14 protein-coding genes and 2 riboswitches are annotated in these 17501 nt (G+C 68.9%); of the genes, 5 read left to right on the forward strand and 9 right to left on the reverse strand.

Annotated elements, in window-relative coordinates:
• Nucleotides 1–264 precede the first annotated feature (264 nt).
• Nucleotides 265–642: a SpoIIAA family protein gene (locus ACX80U_RS03495; protein ID WP_459267428.1), complete on the reverse strand. Its 378-nt coding sequence runs from the start codon at nucleotides 640–642 to the stop codon at nucleotides 265–267.
• A 127-nt stretch (nucleotides 643–769) separates the two neighbouring features.
• On the opposite strand from ACX80U_RS03495, the gene ACX80U_RS03500 reads away from it, so the two are divergent.
• The 3 genes from ACX80U_RS03500 (at nucleotide 770) to ACX80U_RS03510 (ending at nucleotide 4126) form a co-directional block, all read left to right on the forward strand.
• Complete coding sequence (locus ACX80U_RS03500) at nucleotides 770–1528, forward strand: SDR family NAD(P)-dependent oxidoreductase (protein ID WP_459267429.1); 759 nt, start codon at nucleotides 770–772, stop codon at nucleotides 1526–1528.
• A gap of 214 nt (nucleotides 1529–1742) precedes the next feature.
• A riboswitch (SAM riboswitch) is annotated at nucleotides 1743–1856 on the forward strand.
• 34 nt (nucleotides 1857–1890) lie between these two features.
• Nucleotides 1891–3279, forward strand: a complete 1389-nt coding sequence (locus ACX80U_RS03505) for an LLM class flavin-dependent oxidoreductase (protein ID WP_208739223.1) — start codon at nucleotides 1891–1893, stop codon at nucleotides 3277–3279.
• A gap of 193 nt (nucleotides 3280–3472) precedes the next feature.
• Nucleotides 3473–4126: an SDR family oxidoreductase gene (locus ACX80U_RS03510; protein ID WP_459267430.1), complete on the forward strand. Its 654-nt coding sequence runs from the start codon at nucleotides 3473–3475 to the stop codon at nucleotides 4124–4126.
• Nucleotides 4127–4278: 152 nt separating this feature from the next.
• On the opposite strand, the gene ACX80U_RS03515 is transcribed toward ACX80U_RS03510, so the two are convergent.
• Both ACX80U_RS03515 and ACX80U_RS03520 read right to left on the reverse strand, forming a co-directional pair.
• Complete coding sequence (locus tag ACX80U_RS03515; RefSeq protein ID WP_459267431.1) at nucleotides 4279–6276, reverse strand: HNH endonuclease; 1998 nt, start codon at nucleotides 6274–6276, stop codon at nucleotides 4279–4281.
• Between the two features lie 539 nt (nucleotides 6277–6815).
• Entirely contained in the window at nucleotides 6816–7499 is a 684-nt protein-coding gene (locus ACX80U_RS03520; RefSeq protein WP_459267432.1) for a DUF2848 domain-containing protein, read from the reverse strand.
• Nucleotides 7500–7634: 135 nt separating this feature from the next.
• Here ACX80U_RS03520 and ACX80U_RS03525 point away from each other — a divergent pair, with 135 nt between their 5' ends.
• On the forward strand, nucleotides 7635–8993 hold the full coding sequence (locus tag ACX80U_RS03525) for an MFS transporter (protein ID WP_133082829.1): 1359 nt from the start codon (nucleotides 7635–7637) through the stop codon (nucleotides 8991–8993).
• A 49-nt stretch (nucleotides 8994–9042) separates the two neighbouring features.
• On the opposite strand, the gene ACX80U_RS03530 is transcribed toward ACX80U_RS03525, so the two are convergent.
• Nucleotides 9043–9690 (reverse strand): GntR family transcriptional regulator, encoded by a 648-nt coding sequence (locus ACX80U_RS03530; RefSeq protein WP_133082827.1) that lies wholly within the window; start codon nucleotides 9688–9690, stop codon nucleotides 9043–9045.
• A 31-nt stretch (nucleotides 9691–9721) separates the two neighbouring features.
• Between ACX80U_RS03530 and ACX80U_RS03535 the strand changes: the two genes are divergently transcribed.
• Nucleotides 9722–10516: a carbon-nitrogen hydrolase family protein gene (locus tag ACX80U_RS03535; RefSeq protein WP_208739226.1), complete on the forward strand. Its 795-nt coding sequence runs from the start codon at nucleotides 9722–9724 to the stop codon at nucleotides 10514–10516.
• A gap of 57 nt (nucleotides 10517–10573) precedes the next feature.
• On the opposite strand, the gene ACX80U_RS03540 is transcribed toward ACX80U_RS03535, so the two are convergent.
• From ACX80U_RS03540 to ACX80U_RS03560, 5 genes are read right to left on the reverse strand one after another with little or no spacing between them, the layout of a single operon-like run.
• A complete protein-coding gene (locus tag ACX80U_RS03540) occupies nucleotides 10574–11824 on the reverse strand; it encodes an acyl-CoA dehydrogenase family protein (RefSeq protein ID WP_459267433.1) in 1251 nt (416 codons plus the stop codon).
• Nucleotides 11821–13731 carry a dipeptide ABC transporter ATP-binding protein gene (locus ACX80U_RS03545; protein ID WP_208739548.1) on the reverse strand — a complete coding sequence of 637 codons (1911 nt, stop codon included), beginning with the start codon at nucleotides 13729–13731 and terminating at the stop codon, nucleotides 11821–11823. Before ACX80U_RS03545 ends, ACX80U_RS03540 begins: the two co-directional genes overlap by 4 nt.
• Nucleotides 13732–13733: 2 nt before the next feature.
• The gene (locus tag ACX80U_RS03550; protein ID WP_459267434.1) at nucleotides 13734–14633 is read right to left on the reverse strand and encodes an ABC transporter permease; all 900 of its coding nucleotides are present in this window, start codon (nucleotides 14631–14633) and stop codon (nucleotides 13734–13736) included.
• The gene (locus tag ACX80U_RS03555) at nucleotides 14630–15631 is read right to left on the reverse strand and encodes an ABC transporter permease subunit (RefSeq protein ID WP_133082819.1); all 1002 of its coding nucleotides are present in this window, start codon (nucleotides 15629–15631) and stop codon (nucleotides 14630–14632) included. Before ACX80U_RS03555 ends, ACX80U_RS03550 begins: the two co-directional genes overlap by 4 nt.
• On the reverse strand, nucleotides 15628–17277 hold the full coding sequence (locus tag ACX80U_RS03560; protein ID WP_244185963.1) for an ABC transporter substrate-binding protein: 1650 nt from the start codon (nucleotides 17275–17277) through the stop codon (nucleotides 15628–15630). The genes ACX80U_RS03555 and ACX80U_RS03560 overlap by 4 nt, the downstream gene beginning before the upstream one ends.
• Before the next feature lie 105 nt (nucleotides 17278–17382).
• Nucleotides 17383–17481, reverse strand: a riboswitch (SAM riboswitch).
• Between the last annotated feature and the right edge of the window lie 20 nt (nucleotides 17482–17501).

The following is a 17501-nucleotide window of genomic DNA, read 5'->3' on the forward strand; positions in this document are numbered from 1 at the left end:
GTCAACGCCCAGGGGTGCGTTGTGCCGCCCGGCGCAGCACGCGCGCGACACCGCTGTCCATGGCTGCCGTTCCGCGATGTGGGAAGGATGTCCTGCGACGGATCCGGACGCCGTCGTGCCGTGGATCCGGTGCGTCGTCGTGCCGTGGCGCTGCGCGCCCGTCGTGTCCTGGTCGCGTGGGGCCGGCGTGCCGTGGCGCTGCGCGCCCGTCGTGTCCTGGTCGCGTGGGGCCGGCGTGCCGTGGCGCTGCGCGCCCGACGTGTCCTAGTCGCGTGGGGCCGGCGTGAGACCCTGCCGGACGGAGCTCCCGTTGAGCAGCCAGGCCACCGCGTCCGCCTCGGAGGTGAAGAAGCGCGTGTCGGTGGGGGAGCGGTGGGAGAAGCCGGACATCACCTCGTCGACGGCGTCCTCACCCACGAGTGCCACTCTCGAGAAGCCGCGGTAGGCGGCCATGCCGACGCGTGCCTCGGGGGTGATGCCGGTGATGCCGTGCATGTGCACCAGGAGCGGCAGTGTTGCCGGGCCGTGGAACTCGGCCAGGGCGCGAGCGGCGGCGACAGCGTGAGGATGGGTGATCTCGACACCGCGCCTCCACCGCAGCCACAGGATCCCCTTGTCGAGGTGGGCGCTGAATGGGTCCATCGTGGTCCTTACCGGAGGAACAGGGGCAATGGTGTGTCAGCGTAGCAAGGTGCACCCCCGAAGTCGGCTGCGCGTCCACGGTATGGTTCTCGTTCCGGGCCCCTAGGCAGCGGGTAGCGTCTCGTTCATGACACTGAGCATTCTGGTGACGGGAGCAAGTCGCGGTATCGGTGCGGCGATCGCGCACGAGCTCGCCGGCAGGGGACATCGCGTATGCGTGCACGCCGGTCGCGATCTGCAGGCCGCCGAGGCCGTCCGGGAGGCGTTGCCGGGTACGGGACACGCCGTCGCGATCGGGGACGTCGCTGATCCCCAGGCATGCCGGCAGCTCGTCGATGCTGCCACCCGGGACCTCGGCGGAATCGATGTGCTCGTGAACAATGCGGGCATCTTCGAGGCACATCCTGTCGACACGGTGTCCTTCGAGGACTGGCAGCGAGCATGGCGCCGGACGCTCGACGTCAATCTGGTGGGGCCGGCGAACCTGGCCTGGCTGGTGGCGCGCCGGCTGCTGGACCGGCAGTCGGGGCCGAACGGCGGACGGCTCATCAGTGTCGGATCTCGAGGCGCCTACCGTGGTGAGCCCGCCACGCCGGCCTACGGTGCGAGCAAGGCGGCCCTGCACTCGATGACGCAGTCCCTCGCCGTCGCGCTCGCGCCGCACGGCATCCTCGCTGCAGCGGTGGCGCCCGGCTTCGTCGAGACGGACATGGGACGGACCGTGCTCGACGGCCCCGGGGGAGATGCCGTGCGTGCCCAGAGTCCGTTCGATCGCGTGGCGGCCGCGGAGGAGGTGGCGCAGGCCGTGGCCTGGCTCGCCACCGATGCGCCGCTGTGGGTCAGCGGCACCGTCGTGGATGCCAACGGGGCGTCCTACCTGCGCTGACATCGCGCTGCGTGGAATCGCGGGTTTCGAGCGTCGAGCCAGGGACCGCGATCCGGGACCGAGGACGGCTGTGCGAGGCCCACCCTGATGAAACGACGACGCACGGTTCCGGCGCCGGGTTCCACCGTGCGCCAGGGAAGGCATGCTGATCGTGACGCTCTGTGACAGGTGCGTCTGGACGGTGATGCAGGCGGGCCTCTACGCTCGTCAGCAGAATCAAGAGTTCCAACGCAAAACCCTGGTTTGTTGGACGGCAACCCTCTCGCTGTAGTGGGGTGCCCCAGGTGAGGATTCGGCCCGGGCTGCACCAGCCGGGCAAGTATGGCGCTTCCCCACGGCAGTGCCCCGACGTGAGGACCTCCATGCCCGCATCACCGCGCCGTATCCGCTTCAACGCCTTCGACATGAACTGCGTGGGCCACCAGTCACCCGGTCTCTGGCGCCATCCGGAGGACCAGTCGTGGCGCTACAAGGACCTGCGCTACTGGGCCGATCTGGCGAAGACGCTGGAGAAGGGCCTGTTCGACGGCATCTTCATCGCCGACGTCCTGGGCACCTACGACGTCTATGGCGGATCCAACGAAGCGACCCTGCGGCAGGGTACGCAGACCCCGGTCAACGATCCGTTCCTGCTCGTGTCCGCCATGGCACTCGTTACCGAACACCTCGGGTTCGGCGTCACCGCCGGCACCGCCTACGAGCACCCGTATCCGTTCGCGCGCAGGCTCTCCACACTGGACCACCTCACCAACGGCAGGGTCGGCTGGAACGTGGTGACCGGCTACCTGCCCTCCGCTGCGCGCAACATGGGCAACGAGGACCAGCTCGAGCACGACGAGCGCTACAACCACGCGGATGAATACCTCGAGGTCCTCTACAAGCTGCTCGAGGGATCCTGGGAGGACGACGCCGTCGTGCGTGACCGCGAAACCGGTGTCTTCACGGACCCGGCCAAGGTGCACGACATCAACCACGACGGCACCTACTTCACCGTCCCGGGCATCCACCTCAGCGAGCCCTCGCCGCAGCGCACCCCCGTCATCTTCCAGGCCGGAGCGTCCTCGCGAGGGATCGCCTTCGCGGCGGGCAACGCCGAGGCGGTCTTCGTGGGTGCACCGACCAAGGAGATCCTGAAGGACGTGGTGAAGAAGATCCGCGACGCCGTCGAGGCCGAGGGTCGCGACCGCTACTCGGTGCGGATCTACACGCTGCTCACCGTGATCACGGACGAGACGGAGGAGAAGGCCCAGGCGAAGCACGCCGAATACCAGAAGTACGTCAGCTACGAGGGAGCGCTCGTGCTCGTCTCCGGCTGGTTCGGTGTGGACCTGTCCGTCTACGGCCCCGACGAACCTCTTGGCGCCGTGAAGTCGAACGCCATCCACTCCGCTGTGGCCACCTTCCAGAAGGTGAACGACGACGGCGCACCGTGGACCGTGCGGGACATCGCCGAGTGGGCGGGAATCGGTGGACTGGGCCCGCGGATCGTGGGATCGGGCAAGCAGGTCGCCGACGAGCTCCAGGCGTGGGTGGAGGAGACCGACGTGGACGGATTCAACCTCGCATACGCGATCACACCCGGATCCTTCGAGGACGTCATCACGCATGTGGTCCCGGAGCTGCAGAAGCGCGGAGCGTATCCGACGGAATATGCCGAGGGGACGCTGCGCCAGAAGCTGTTCGGCAAGGGCGACCGGTTGCCTGAGGAGCACCGCGGCGCGAGCTTCCGCCTTCAGCCCGTCCGTCCCTGACGCACCGCGTAACCGCGCCGTCGGGGTTCGTTCTTCGACTGAGTACAAGCTGGGCCGGCATCTGCCCGGCATCTCAGGCGGCAGCCGGGAATAGGCGTGCGCTGGGGGCTGAACACCTTCGTATGGGTGGCCAGCCCCCACGACCGGGGACTAGCGTCGGAACCAAGACATCCGACGACCAGAAGGAGTTCCCATGTCACGCGTAGCCATCATCGGTGGGCACGGAAAAGTAGCGCTGCACCTCACGAAGATCCTCACGGGCCAGGGCCATCAGGTCAGTTCGATCTTCCGCACCCAGGACCATGCTTCCGACGTCGAGCAGGCGGGCGGCACGCCCGTGGTGGCCGACGTGTCCGAGCTGTCGGTGGCGCAGATGGCCGACGTCTTCCGCGGGCACGACGCCGTCGTGTGGTCTGCTGGTGCCGGTGGCAGCAGCCCCGAGGCCACGTACGCCGTGGACCGGGATGCAGCGATCCGCTCGATGGATGCAGCACAGGAAGCCTCGGTCGGACGGTACGTCATGGTGTCCTACCTCGGCGCGAGCAAGGATCACGGTGTGCCCGAGGACAACGGGTTCTTCCACTATGCGGAGGCGAAGGCTGCTGCGGACGAGCACCTGCGCAACTCCGAACTCGCCTGGACGATCCTCGGCCCCGGTGCCCTCACCACTGATCCTGGTACGGGGAAGATCGAGGTCTCGGACAAGCCACAACAGGACTCAGTGCCGCGTGAGGACGTTGCGCATGTTGCCGCAGTCGTCCTCGGCAACCTCGGCACGGTGGACAAGACCATCCAGTTCAACAGCGGCGAGACGCCGATCGCGGACGCCATCGAGGCTGCTCTCTAGGGCTGTGCCGGCACTATGCGGACGGCCCGCGGGGTAAGCGCGCCGTCCGCAGGGTATTCCTGTGCTGTTCAATACCGCTGCCCAGTACTGCTGGGTCAGTGCCGCCGTGTTGGGCCGGTGATTCAGCGCCGCGGGTCCGGGTCGGTGTGGGTTTAGCTGATTGTCTGGTCCGGTCGCTTGTCGTAAAGCATTCTTCCGGCTTGCCGGTAGGTGTTCTGTCGGGGCGTGCCCGCCCGGCCGGGGTTGCCAGGGGCGTGGAACCAGGGGATGCCGTTGCGCGGTTCGACGGTCCAGAGGCCCTGGTGGATGACGTGGTGGTGCCGGGTGCACAGCAGGACGCCGTTGTTGATATTGGTCTCTCCGCCACGGGACCACGGCGTGATGTGGTGTGCTTCGCACCAGCTGGCGGGTATGGTGCAGTCCGGGAAGGCGCAGCCCTTGTCCCGGGCGACCAGGGCCCGTCGAAGGTGGGGTGGAAAGAGCCGTTGAGCTCGTCCGATGTCGAGGACCTGGCCACTGCTCCCCAGGACGAGAGGGATGAGGTCGGCATCGCACGCCAATGTCCTGATGGTCCTGGCGCTGATTTGTTCGCTGAACACTCCATAACCGGCATGACCGATATGGCCCGCACGACCAACACGACCCGAATGACCTGCGTGACCGGCCTGACTGATCTGACCCGCATGACCTGCGTGACCGGCCTGACTTGAATCACCGGCCTGACTTGAATCACCGGCATGGCTTGAATCACCGGCATGGCTTGAATCACCGGCATGGCTTGAATCACCGGCATGGCCTGAATCACCGGCATGGCCTGGGCGATTTACGTGCTGGAGGTCGCCGATCAGGTCTTTGTAGTCGATGGTGACCATGACCTGAGCACGGTGTCCGCCGGTCGCGGGGAGTCCCGTGGTGGTGAGGGCGATCTTGCAGGCCGTGACGAGCCCATCGAGAAGTGCCTGGGCCCTCGTCGGTCCGCCGAGACGACCGTGCAAACCGGCACCAGGATCCGAGCCGTGATCCGAGCCGGAATCGGCACCAGGATCGGAGGCTGGACTGGCATTCGGGCCAGGTCTGCCTCCGGCACATGTGCCGTCCGCTGCACCGGTAGATCCGGTGACTCCTGCGTCACCGCTCTGGCCCTGGAGCACCCGCGGATTGGTGGTGGTGTTCATGACGGTGGAGAGGTGTTCGTATTGTTCGTCCGTGGCGCCGATCTCGAGCACGTGCAGTCCGTGGCGTCGGCCTTTGAGGAAGACGCCCTGGCGTGCGTGCAGTACTTTGTCCGAGGGTTCTGATCCGTCCTGGTCGAGCGTGTCCTCCCAGCGGCGTGCCAGGACGCGGAGGATGTCCTCGTCGGATTCGATGGCCTGCTGGGTGAGGTGGTGTTCCATCGCGTCGAGCTGGTGGGGTGCTGCGAACGATTCCACCCGCTGCAGTGCCTGGCAGACGATCGTGGCGGCCCCGGCGCTGACCAGGCACGCACCTGTGGCGGCGCCCACGGTCTCCCGACGGGGTGGCAGTGGCGCTCCGGTCGGGGAGATCCCGGGAAGCAGTACCTCGGCCAACCAGAGCCGGCGTCGGGCTTCGGCGCGGCTGATCCCGAGGGTCGCGCGCAGGAAGTCCGCGCAATTGCGGAACCCACCGTCCATGATCGCAGCCCACCCGGCACCCCTCGAGCCGACCGGCGCTGCACCGGAAAGCGACGCTGCACCGGAGGACGCGGTGGTGGGCAAAGCTTCACGGGCCGACTCGGCCACGGACGAAGCGTCACCCGGCGACGTCGTGTCGAAGGAGCGGGCATCCGAGGGGGGCGTATCGGCCCACGGGGGAGAGCCGGTATCCATCCGGACGGCCTGGTCCGCACGCGCCAGCAGGGACGCCGTCCCGGACGAGGGGTGGGACGAGGGGTGGGATTCGAACTCCGCGGCTGCGGCGTAGTGTTCACCTGCCAGGCGGGCGGCAAGGATCTGCAGATGGTCCACGACCCGTGAGGCGTGCTCGACGTCGATGATGACCTGCAGCGCTTCCGGCCCGGACAAGACCCGGTCGTGTAGGTCCAGGTCACGGGCCCAGTCGGTGAGCGCTGCGCAGGCCGAGTCCGCCGGACGGGGGGTCCGCGCAAAGTGCTCGATCGGGGCGATGGCCATACCCCAATTTTATCGAACGTGCGTACTATTCATGGTGGCTGGGAGCGATTGTGGAGGAATGGTCGACCCGCGTTATCCACATAGATCTTGTTGGTGCTCCGTCTCCTATGAGGAGATGCGGCACCCGACAAATCCGGCGGGGCCCGAGGAGCAATAGCCGGATTCGCGGAGCTTGGCCTCCCGTCCGAGCCCCCGCCGGAGCGAACACTCGTCGGATCCGGCGGAGCCTGAGCTCCTGTCCGGGCATTCGCCTGCCGCACCTAATGGAGCCTGAGCTCCCGCCCGAGCGAACAATCGCCGAATCCGGCGGAGCCTGAGCCCCGGCCGAGCCTGAGCTCCCGCCCGAGCGAACAATCGCCGGACCCGGCGGAGCCTGAGCTCCTGTCCGGGCATTCGCCTGCCGCACCTGATGGAGCCTGAGCGCCCGCCCGAGCGAACAATCGCCGAATCCAACGGAGCCCGAGCCCCGCCCGAGCCTCGCCCAAGCACCCACCCTCTAAATCTGGAGAGCCCGGGCGCCGCCGCTGCGTCCGGCCGGCCTAGCCGATGGGCTCGGGCATCGGCACGACGTCGTAGTCCACGCCGATGGTGAGGCCGGTGACCGGATCGGCCATCTCGACGCGCCAGGCCGCGGCGAACTGGTCGATCCCGTGGATCATGGGGACGGTGCCCGAGATGAGGACCGTCCCGGAGTCGCGCAAGCCCATGTCCGCCAGGACCTCGAGCCAGTAGTCGGGTGACAGCAGCGCACCGAGCGAGCTGTCCTGGATGAGCTCCTCGCCGGACTCGGTGCGTACCCAGGCACGCAGGGTGATGTCGTCGAGGTGGTCGCGGACGTCGTCGAGCCGCCACGCGGTACGTCCCAGTACGTCCGGGCTCGCGTTCTTGCTCCAGGCCACGCCGTGGACCTCGAGGGCTCGGTCGGTGTGGTCGCATGCGACGGTGAGGAGGACGCCGTCGTCGGTGATGACGAGGGCCCACTCCGCTTCACCGGAGGTCTTGCCGTGCTGCACGCTCACCTCCCGCGTCTGCTGCGCCAGGTAGGGGGAGACGGGGTAGAGCGCGGGCGTCGTCGTCGGACCCGGAACGCCGAGCTCGGCCAGTTCGGCGATGTGCGCCTGCACCTCGTCCTGCTCGCGTCCCGCATAGCCCGCATTGAGCAGCCGGGTCACCTCGACGTCCTGCAGGGTGCCGTCCGGCAGCTCGAAAGAGAGGGTGGTCATGGTGGTTCCTTCCGTCGGGGCGAACAAGCTTTTACATTCCGGAAACCGAAGTGGTCGCTAATCTACAACATGTATGCGTAATGTATACATTTATCGCCGGTGTGGCGGGCATCACCTCTAGTCTGGAGAATCTCGATGGCACACAGTCCTGGATCGGCAGGCGCAGGCGCGCCCGACGCCGGTACGCCCCCTCGTCCGCCCGGCCTCTACAAGGCCTTCGCCGCCAGCCTCACCGGCACCGCCCTGGAGTGGTACGACTTCGCCGTCTACTCGGCGGCGGCAGCAGTGGTCTTCCCGATCATCTTCTTCCCGGCCTCCGATCCGCTGACCGGGACCATCCTCGCGTTCTCCACCTACGCCGTCGGTTACATCTCGCGGCCGGTGGGCGGGATCGTCTTCGGACGGCTCGGCGACAGGATCGGACGCAAGAAGATCCTGGTCATCACCCTCATGATCATCGGCATAGCGACGGTCCTGATCGGCGTCCTGCCGGGCTACGCCAGCATCGGCATCGCAGCTCCGATCATCCTGGTGCTCCTCCGCTTCGCGCAGGGCGTCGGCGTCGGCGGCGAATGGGGCGGTGCCGTGCTGCTGTCCAGCGAGTACGGGGATCCGAAGAAGCGCGGCTTCTGGGCCTCCGCGGCCCAGGTCGGCCCGCCGGCCGGCAACCTGCTCGCCAACGGCGCCCTCGCACTCCTGACGGTGCTGCTCTCGGAGGAGCAGTTCCTCGACTTCGGCTGGCGCATCGCCTTCCTCGCGTCCGCGCTCCTCGTCGGGTTCGGCCTGTGGATCCGGTTGAGGCTGGAGGACACCCCGATCTTCAAGGCCATCGAGGCGCACGGGGAACGGCCTGCCGCACCCATCAAGGAGGTCTTCGCCAACGAACTCCGCCCACTGATCGCAGCGATCCTCTCCCGGGTGGGGCCGGACGTGCTCTACGCGCTGTTCACCGTGTTCACCCTCACCTACGGCATCCAGGTGCTCGGGTTCGAACGCAACGAGGTACTCACCGCGGTGCTCATCGGCTCGGGCTTCCAGCTCTTCCTGATCCCACTGGCCGGTGCGGTGTCCGACCGCGTCAACCGACGCCTGGTGTACGGGATCGCAGCCATCCTCGGGGCGCTGTGGACCTTCACGTTCTTCGCGCTGCTGGACGGCGACAACCAGCTGCTGCTCATCATCGGGATCGTCCTGGGTCTCGCCTGCCACTCGTTCATGTACGGGCCGCAGGCGGCATTCATCGTCGAGCAGTTCTCGCCCCGCCTCCGCGCGACGGGCAGCTCCCTCGCCTACACCTTCGCCGGCGTGATCGGCGGCGCCATCGCACCCCTGATGTTCACGGTCCTGCTGAGCAACTTCGACAGCTGGGTGCCGGTCGCCGTCTACGTCGCGGTCGCGGGGATCGTCACGCTGATCGGCCTGTCGCTCGGACGCAATCCGCACGCCACCGAGGACGACGAGTACCGCCTGCTGCTCGAGGGCTCGAAGGTCTGACGTGCGTGCCGCTCCGCGCCGGCGCGCGGAGCGGCGTACCCGGACAGTCCTAGGTGCGCAGCAGGATGTTGCGCGTCACGGCGAGGTGGTCGTGGATGGCGGCCTCGGCGTCGCCCTCCGCGAGGGCGTCGATGATGCGTTGGTGCTCGTCGCAGACCTGCCGGCGCCGGCCGTCCACCTTGATCAGCGCTTCGACGCCGACGAGGACCTGGCGGACTTGCAGCTTCCGGTAGGTCTGCGACATGAGCTCATTCCCCACGGCGTCCACGAGGTGCTGATGGAACAGGGCGTCGAGCCGGATGAACTCCTTCACCGATGCGCCGGTGAGCGGTTCGGGAAGGGCGGCCTGCTGGCCGAGGATGTCCTGCATACCTGCGACGGGTGGGGAACCGGTCCCGATCGTCACCCGCGCGGCGTGACTCTCGAGGACGCCGCGGAGGTCCATCAGGTCCGAGATCTGTCGGGCCGTCACAATGGGGATGTAGGCTCCGCGCTGCGGGATGAGCTCGACGAGGCCATCGGCGACCAGGAGGAGGAATGCCTCCCGGACGGGAGTGCGCGAGACACCGATCCGCTCCGCCAGCTCCTGCTCGTTCAGGAACCGGCCCTGCATCGATCCGTCCGTGAGGACGTTCTCCCGCAGGTACGAGTACGCCCTGTCGCGACCCGAGACCGCTGCGCCGACTGTTCTTCCCATACATTAGGTATACAACGAAAAGGAGCTCCCCATGCGCGTAGCCGTCGCACAGATGACCAGTGGATCCGATCCGGTGGCGAACCTCGCACTCGTCGAGCAACTCGCCGGCGAGGCAGCGGAGGGCGGAGCCGACCTCGTGGTCTTCCCCGAAGCGACAATGTGCGCCTTCGGCAACGACCTCTCCGCCGTCGTCGAGCCCCTGGACGGGCCGTGGGCGTCGCAGGTCCGGACGATCGCCGAGCGCCTGAAGATCGTGGTGGTCGCCGGGATGTTCACGCCCGGCAGCGAGGGACGTGTCCGCAACACGCTGCTCGCCGTCGGGCCCGGCGTCGACACCAGCTACGACAAGGTGCACCTGTTCGACGCCTTCGGGTACCGGGAATCGGAGAGCGTGGAGCCGGGCACCCGGCCCGTGGTCTTCACGCTCGACGACGTCACGGTGGGCCTCGCGACCTGCTACGACATCCGCTTCCCCGCTCTGTTCACCGCGACGGCAGCGGAAGGCGCCCGGGTGAACATCGTGTGCGCCTCCTGGGGCGCCGGGGAGGGCAAGATCGACCAGTGGTCGCTGCTGGCCCGGGCACGAGCCCTGGACAGCACCACCTTCGTGGTGGCGTGCGGCCAGGCCGACCCCGCCAGCAGCGGTGTGCCGCTGACCGGGACGGCCCCGACGGGAGTGGGGCACAGCGCCGTGGTCTCCCCGCTCGGCCGTGTCCTCGTGGAGTTCGGCCCCGAGCCGGCACTCGAGTTCGTCGACATCGACCCGGCGGAGGTCGACGACGCCCGCGGCAAGCTGCCCGTCCTCGCCAACGCGCGTCGCTTCTAGGTCCAGACCGCGCGTTGCGTCGCGGCGCCTGCCGAGGGGCAGGCGCCGTCGTGTGCCCTAGGCGCCCGCCGACGTCGTCCCCGGGGCGTCGCCCGCCGACGTCGTCCCCGGGGCGTCGCCCGCCCGCCACACGAACTCCGGCACCGTCCCGTTGATCTCCCAGTCGCCGACGATGCGCGACTTGTAGATCACGGGGTTGTGCGACGAGATGGTGCGGGCGTTGCGCCAGTGCCGGTCGAGCTGGAGGCCCTTGCGGGTCGACGATGCGCCGAGAGCATTGAAGATCGTCGACGCGGCACGCTGGACCTGCTCCGTCACCACGATCTGCGCCTGCGAGGACGCGAATTCCACCGCTACTGCGGCGGCGTCCGCCTCGTCGCGCGAAAGGTCGAGGTGGGCCTCGCAGGCTTCCTGCACCAGCTCGGCCACCCGGAGTGCAGCAGCCTCCGACGCGAAGGCGAGCGCCGACACCTCACCGACCACCTGCTGCACCTGGATGTCCTCGCTGGGTCTCGTGCCGTTCCCGTGGCTGAAGGTGCGGGTCCTCCCGCGCACCTCCGCAGCGACGTCCCGGACGGCTGCGCGGGCGATTCCCGCCAGCGTCGCGACATGGATGAGCTGGTAGACCCCCGTGTCGTACGGCGGGTGGTCCGCCTCGACGAGAACGTCCTCGGCCGGCACGAGGACGTTCCGGAACACGGATGTGCCGCTCGCGGTCAGGCGCTGGCCGAACCCGTCCCAGTCATCGACCACCTCGACGCCGGTCGCATCCCGCCGCACGAGGGCGATCACGTCCACGCCGTCGTCCGTGCGCGCACCCGTCTGGATCCAGTCGGCGTAGAGGCTGCCTGTCGTGTAGTACTTGGTGCCGTCGACGCGGTAGTCGTCGCCGTCGCGCGTGATGGTGGTGCTGACACCACCGACGGCGACGGGTCCCGTCTCGGTCCACGCGTTGCCCAGCACCGCTCCTTCGGCGACGCGACGCAGCCAGACGGAGTCGTTCGCGTAGAGCCGGTCCTCGACGAACGCGATGTGGGACCGGAGGGCCTGCGCGAGATTGGACTCCGCGGCGGCGAGCTCGATGAGCAGCCGGAAGAACTGCGGGGCGCTGATGCCGCCACCGCCGAGCTCGACGGGTACGCGCAGCGCGGTGAAGCCGGCATCGGCGAGCTGGCGCACCTGGCGGTGCAGCAGGATCCGCTCGTCCTCGCGCTCGGCGGCGCCGGCGGCAATCTCCTCGAACAGCGGACGGAAACGTTGTGCGAGCCCTCCGTAGGTGACGGGTGCGGTGACGGTCTCGGCGGTCATCGGTCGGCTCCTGCCGGGTTGTGTGCGGACGGGGTGGCACCGGGGACGACGGCGGGCCGGCGCTCGGGCATGTCCGGCACGGCGTCGAGCAGCGCCCGCGTGTAGCCCGTGGTCGGAGCGGTGAAGATCGCCTCGGCACTGCCCGACTCGATCACGCGGCCGTCCTTGAGGACCAGGACATCGTCGCTGACGTGGTGGATGACGCCGAGGTCGTGGCTGATGAACAGATAGCTCAGCCCGAGCTGCTCCTGGAGGTCCGCGAGGAGGTCGAGGACCTGCGCCTGGATCGAGACGTCGAGAGCTGAGACGGGCTCGTCGAGCAGCAGGACACGGGGCTGGAGCGCGAGGGCACGGGCGATCGCGACGCGCTGGCGCTGCCCGCCCGAGAGGGTGAGCGGCCGCCGCTCGAGAAGGTCGAGCGGCAGGCCCACCTGACCGAGGAGTTCCGCTGCACGGTCCCGCCGCTCGCCCGGCGCGCCGACGGAGCCGGCGTCCAGGGCGTCGGTGATGACCCGGCCGACGCTGAAACGGGGATCGAAGGAACTCAGCGGATCCTGGTTGACGAGCTGGATGTCGGGCCGGTGCGGACGGCGGAGATCCTCCGTGACGGCGGTCGGACCGCCGGTGCGGGTCGCGCCGCGTCGGCGGAAGCCGGAGCGGCCACGGTCGGAACCACCGTCCTCGGTGGAATCCGCCTCCGTGAGCGCGGCCCTCGAGGTGCCGGTCCCGGCCCCGTACCGCTCGCCCCCGGATCGCTCGCCCTCGGACCGCCCGGCGGCGGGCGCCGCACCTCCTACCCAGGGCAGCCCCCCGAGGGTGACCGTCCCGGCGTCGGGCTCGGTGAGGCCGAGTGCGATGCGCGCCGTCGTCGACTTCCCCGATCCCGATTCGCCGACGATGCCGAGCGTCTTTCCTGCCGCGAGCGTGAAGGAGACGTCGTCGACCACCGTGCGGCGCGTGCCGTCCGGGGAGGCGTAGGTCTTCACGAGGTTGCGGGCCGCCAGCGCCGGCGCGTCCTCGGAGAAGGCCGAGAGCCGCGTGGGCCGCGAGGTCACGGAGACCCGCGGGACAGCCGAGAGCCGGGTGCCCTTGCCCGCCGCGGAGGGCACGGCGTCGATCAGCTGGCGCGTGTACTCGTGGCGCGGGTTGCCCAGGACCTCGTCGGCCCGCCCTGATTCGACGATGCGCCCGTGCTGCATGACGGCGATCTCGTCGGCGAGGTGGCTGACGACGGCGAGGTCGTGCGAGATGAAGATGAGCCCGCGGCCCTGCTCCTTCAGGCCGGCCAGCAGCTCGAGGATCTGGGCCTGCACCGTGGCGTCGAGGGCCGTGGTGGGCTCGTCGGCGATCACGAGCTGCGGATCGAGCACCGTGGCCTGGGCGATCAGCGCACGCTGGCGGAGGCCGCCGGACAGTTCGCCGGAGCGCTGCCGCGCACGGACCTCGGGATCGGGGATCCCTGCGTCGCGCAGGGCGGCGTACACCCGCTCCTGCCGCTCCGCCCGGCCGCGGATACCGTGGGCGCGGAGGGCCTCGTCGATCTCCTGGCCGACGGTGCGCAGGGGATCGAGGGACACGAGCGCGTCCTGCAGCACGTAGCCGATGTCCTTGCCGCGCAGTCTCCTCCACTGCCGTTCCGACAGGCGGGTCGCGTCGTTGCCGAGGACGTCGAGGCGGCCGGCGGACACTCGGGCGTTGGAGGCGTTGAGGCCCACGAGCGTGCGGGCCGTGACGGTCTTGCCGGAGCCGGATTCACCCACCAGGGCGAGCGCCTTGCCGGGTGCGAGGGCCAGCGAGACGTCGCGGACGACGTCGACGACGCCGCGCGGGGTGCTGAAGGAGACGTTGAGGTTGTCGATGGCGAGCAGGGGCTGCTGCACGGGGTTGGTTCCGGTGGTGTTCGTCATGGTCAGACCTCTGCTTCGAGTCGGCGCTGCAGGTGGTGGCCCACCACGGTGGTGGTCAGTGCGGCGAGGGTGATGAAGATGCCGGGGAAGGCCGCGATCCACCAGGCGACCTGGAGGTAGTTGCGTCCGTCGGCGAGCATGGCGCCCCACTCGGCGGCGGGCGGCTGGGCGCCGAGGCCGAGGAAACTCAGCGACGAGGCCCAGACGATGGCCTGGCCGATCCCGAGCGTCACGAGGACGAAGAGGGGCCGTGCGACGTTGGGGACGATCGTGTGCCAGAGGATGTGCGACGTCGAGCGGCCGAGCGCGAGGGCTGTTTCCACATACGGGGCCGCGACCACCTGCAGGGTCTGGGTGCGGAGCATCCTTGCATAACCAGGGGCCGAACCGACCCCGACGGCGATGGCGGCGGTGACGACGCCGGTGCCGGACACCGCGATGACGATCAGGGCGAGGAGCAGGCCCGGGAAGGCGAACAGGATCTCCACGAAACGGCAGATCGCCGAGTCCAGCCACCTGCCGGATACACCGGCGGTGATGCCGAGGGCGCCGCCGAGGATCAGCCCGATGGCGGTGGCGGCGAGGCCGAGCAGCAGGGACTGGCCCGTGCCGGCGATCACGCGGGAGAAGACATCACGGCCGTTCTGGTCCGTGCCGAACAGATGGAGGCCATCGGGTGACTGGAAGGCGTTGGCGGGGTCGATCTCGAAGGGGTCCTGCCGCAGGAAGACCGACGGCGCGATGGCAGCGAGCACCAGGAAGGCGAGGAGCGCGGCGGCGATCCAGACGCCGATGGGCGTGTTGCGGACGAGGCGTCCGGCACGGGAGGGAGCAGGGGCCGGTGACGAGGGAGCTGCGCTGCCGCCCTCCGCCGTCGTGGTGGGGTCGAGGGTGAGGCTCATGCTGCGGATCCCTTCGGGTTCGTGCGGGGGTCGACCACGCGGTAGAGGACGTCCACCACGAGGTTCACGAGGATGTAGACCGCGGCGATGAGAAACACCACGGCGAGGGTGATGGGCAGGTCGCGGTTCACGATGGCGTCGACGAGGGACCGGCCGAGGCCGGGTCGGGCGAAGATGATCTCGGCGACGACGGCCGAGCTGACGAGCGAGCCGACGGCCCAGGCGGAGAGCGTCAGGCCGGGGAGGATCGCGTGGCGCAGGGCGTGGGTGATCCGGACGGCGGTGTCGCTGAGGCCGCGGGCACGGGCGCTCAGGACGAAGGGCTGGGCGAGGGCGTCCTCGAAGGAGGACCGCGTGACCTGGGCGATGAACCCGGCGAGCGGGACCGCCAGGGAGAGTGCCGGCAGGACGAGCGACCGGAAGCCGTCGTTGCCCGCGACCGGGAACCAGCCGAGGGTCACCGCGAAGACCACGGCCAGCATGATGCCCACCCAGAACTGGGGGAGGGAGGCGAAGAACACCTCGACAGCACGCCCGGCGCCGTCGAGCACACGCCCGCGGCCCACCGTCAGGAGGGTGAACGCCAGGGCGATCACCCAGGCGAACACGAGGGCGAGCCCGGCCAGCTGCAGCGTGGGCAGGATCTGTGGGCCGATGATCTCCAGGACGGGGACCTTGAAGATGTAGGACACCCCGAAGTCGCCGGTGAGGAGGTTGCCGAGGTAGGAGAGGTACTGGACGAGGACGGGCTGGTCGAGCCCGTACTCTGCCCGCACGGCGGCGACGGTCTCGGGTGACGGCGAGGATCCCGCCCCGCCGAGGATCGCGGTGATCGGGTCACCGGGCGTGAGGCGGAGGACGAAGAACGTGAGGGTCACGGCCGCCCAGAGGACGAAGAGGCTGCCGGCCGCACGCTTCGCGATGACCTTGCCGGCGGTACCGGCCGTCGCCGTCGTGCGGGGTGCTGCGCTGAGGGAATCGAGGGAAGAGGTGCTCATTCTGAATCCACCGCCGTGACGTCGTAGAGGTAGGGGAGGGACAGGCTCGGTTCGAGGGTGAGGTTGCCGTAGCGGTCGCTCCGCAGGGCCACCTGGCTGGCCTGGTTGTAGAGCGGCAGCTGCAGGGCGTTGTCGCTCACGATCTGCTGCGCCTCGTAGTAGAGGCGCTCACGCTCGGCGGGATCGTCCGTGGCCAGGGCGTCGTTGAGGATGCCGTCGAGCTCGGGGTTGCGGAAGCCCGAGCCGTTCGGGACGAAGCCCGCCGATTCGGTGTACTCCGAGGAGAAGACGATCCGCAGCACGTCCGCGGTGTTGGTGTTCCAGTAGTCGGCGCGAAGGTCGTACGCGAAGTTGTTGCCGAGCTCGCTGACGGTCGCGCCGTCGCCGTTCTCGATCAGCACCTCGAAGCCGGCCTTCTTCGCCGTCGCCTGGATCTGCGTGACGAGCGCCTGGTGCGCGGTGGGCCACGCGCCGGGCGTGTAGGGGAAGTGCACGGTCAGGCGCTCGCCGTCCTTCACGCGGTAGCCCTCGTCGTCGCGCTCGGTCCAGCCCGCCTCATCGAGCAGGCGGGCCGCCTCGTCGGGATCCGGGTCGTAAACGTGCTCGAAGTCGGGGGAGTAGAAGCCCGTGGTGGAACTCAAGGGGCCGCCGGCCCGGGTGACGGTGCCGAAGTACACGCTGTTGATGCCCGCATCGACGTAGGCGCTGTGCAGGAAGGCCTTGCGCACGTCCACGTCGTCGAACGGTGCCCGGGTGGTGTTGAGGATCAGGTTGGTCGGGTTGCCGGGCCGGTCCTGCAGGATCAGTTCGACGTTCGGGTCCGCCTCGGCCTCGCCGAAGTGCACCGACGGCATGAGGTCGAGGGCGTCCACCTGGCCCGCCCGCAGGAGGCCGTAGCGGGTGGAGTCCTCGGGGACGATGCGCCACTCGATCTTCTCGATGTGCGCCGGCCCCTCGTGCTGCGCATACGGCGGAGCGGAGTTGTAGTCCTCGTTGCGCACCAGGCTGACCTTGGACTGCGGAACGTAGTCGACGATCTTGTACGGCCCGGTACCCACGGGGGCGTTGCAGTTCTCGGCCTGCGGCCGTTTGAGCGCCTCGGGCGATTCGATGCCGAGGAACGGCTGGGCGAGCACCTCGAGGAACGCGGCGTAGGGGCGGTTGAGGGTGACGACGGCGGTGGTCTCGTCCACGACCTCGGTGCCCACGTAGGGCTTGAGGTAGCCGCCGGCCGTGCCGGACTGCGTGTCGGGGTCGATCATGTGGTCGAGGTTGGCCTTAACCGCCTCCGCGGTGAGCTTCGTCCCGTCGGTGAACCAGACGTCGTCGCGCACCGTGAAGGTGTAGCTGAGGCCGTCGTCGGACACGGACCAGTCCGTGGCGAGCCACGGGTGGATGGCCCCTTCGCTGTCCTGGGACACGAGGGAGTCGAGGTAGTTCGCCGCGATGGACGCCTGCGGCATGTCCCCGTTGACGTGGGGGTCGAGGCAGGAGATGTCCTTGCCGGTGGCGAAGACGAAGGTGTCGTCCTCGCTCGCGGCTGCTGATCCTCCGCAGCCGCTCGTGGTGAGCACCAGGCCCGCCGCGACGGCGAGCAGGGCGAGGGTGCGGGGTGGACGGGGAGTGCTGGGGCTTGCTGTTCTCACGCGTGGCTCCTGAATCATCGCCCGATGGAGGGTGATACAGGTCAGCCAGTAGTCGCCCCGGGCGTGCCGGAGCACGGAAGGGCAGACCAACGAAAGCGTGTAGCTTCTCCATCGGTCCTGGCAGTAGCACCGTTCCCCGTTGCTACACGGGGAGGGTTGCTGCGGCGTCGTCGATCCAGGTCTCTCGGCCGCTCGGGATGGTTATGGCTACAGCTAAGCGCACC

The organism is Arthrobacter sp. TmT3-37 (assembly GCF_054510835.1).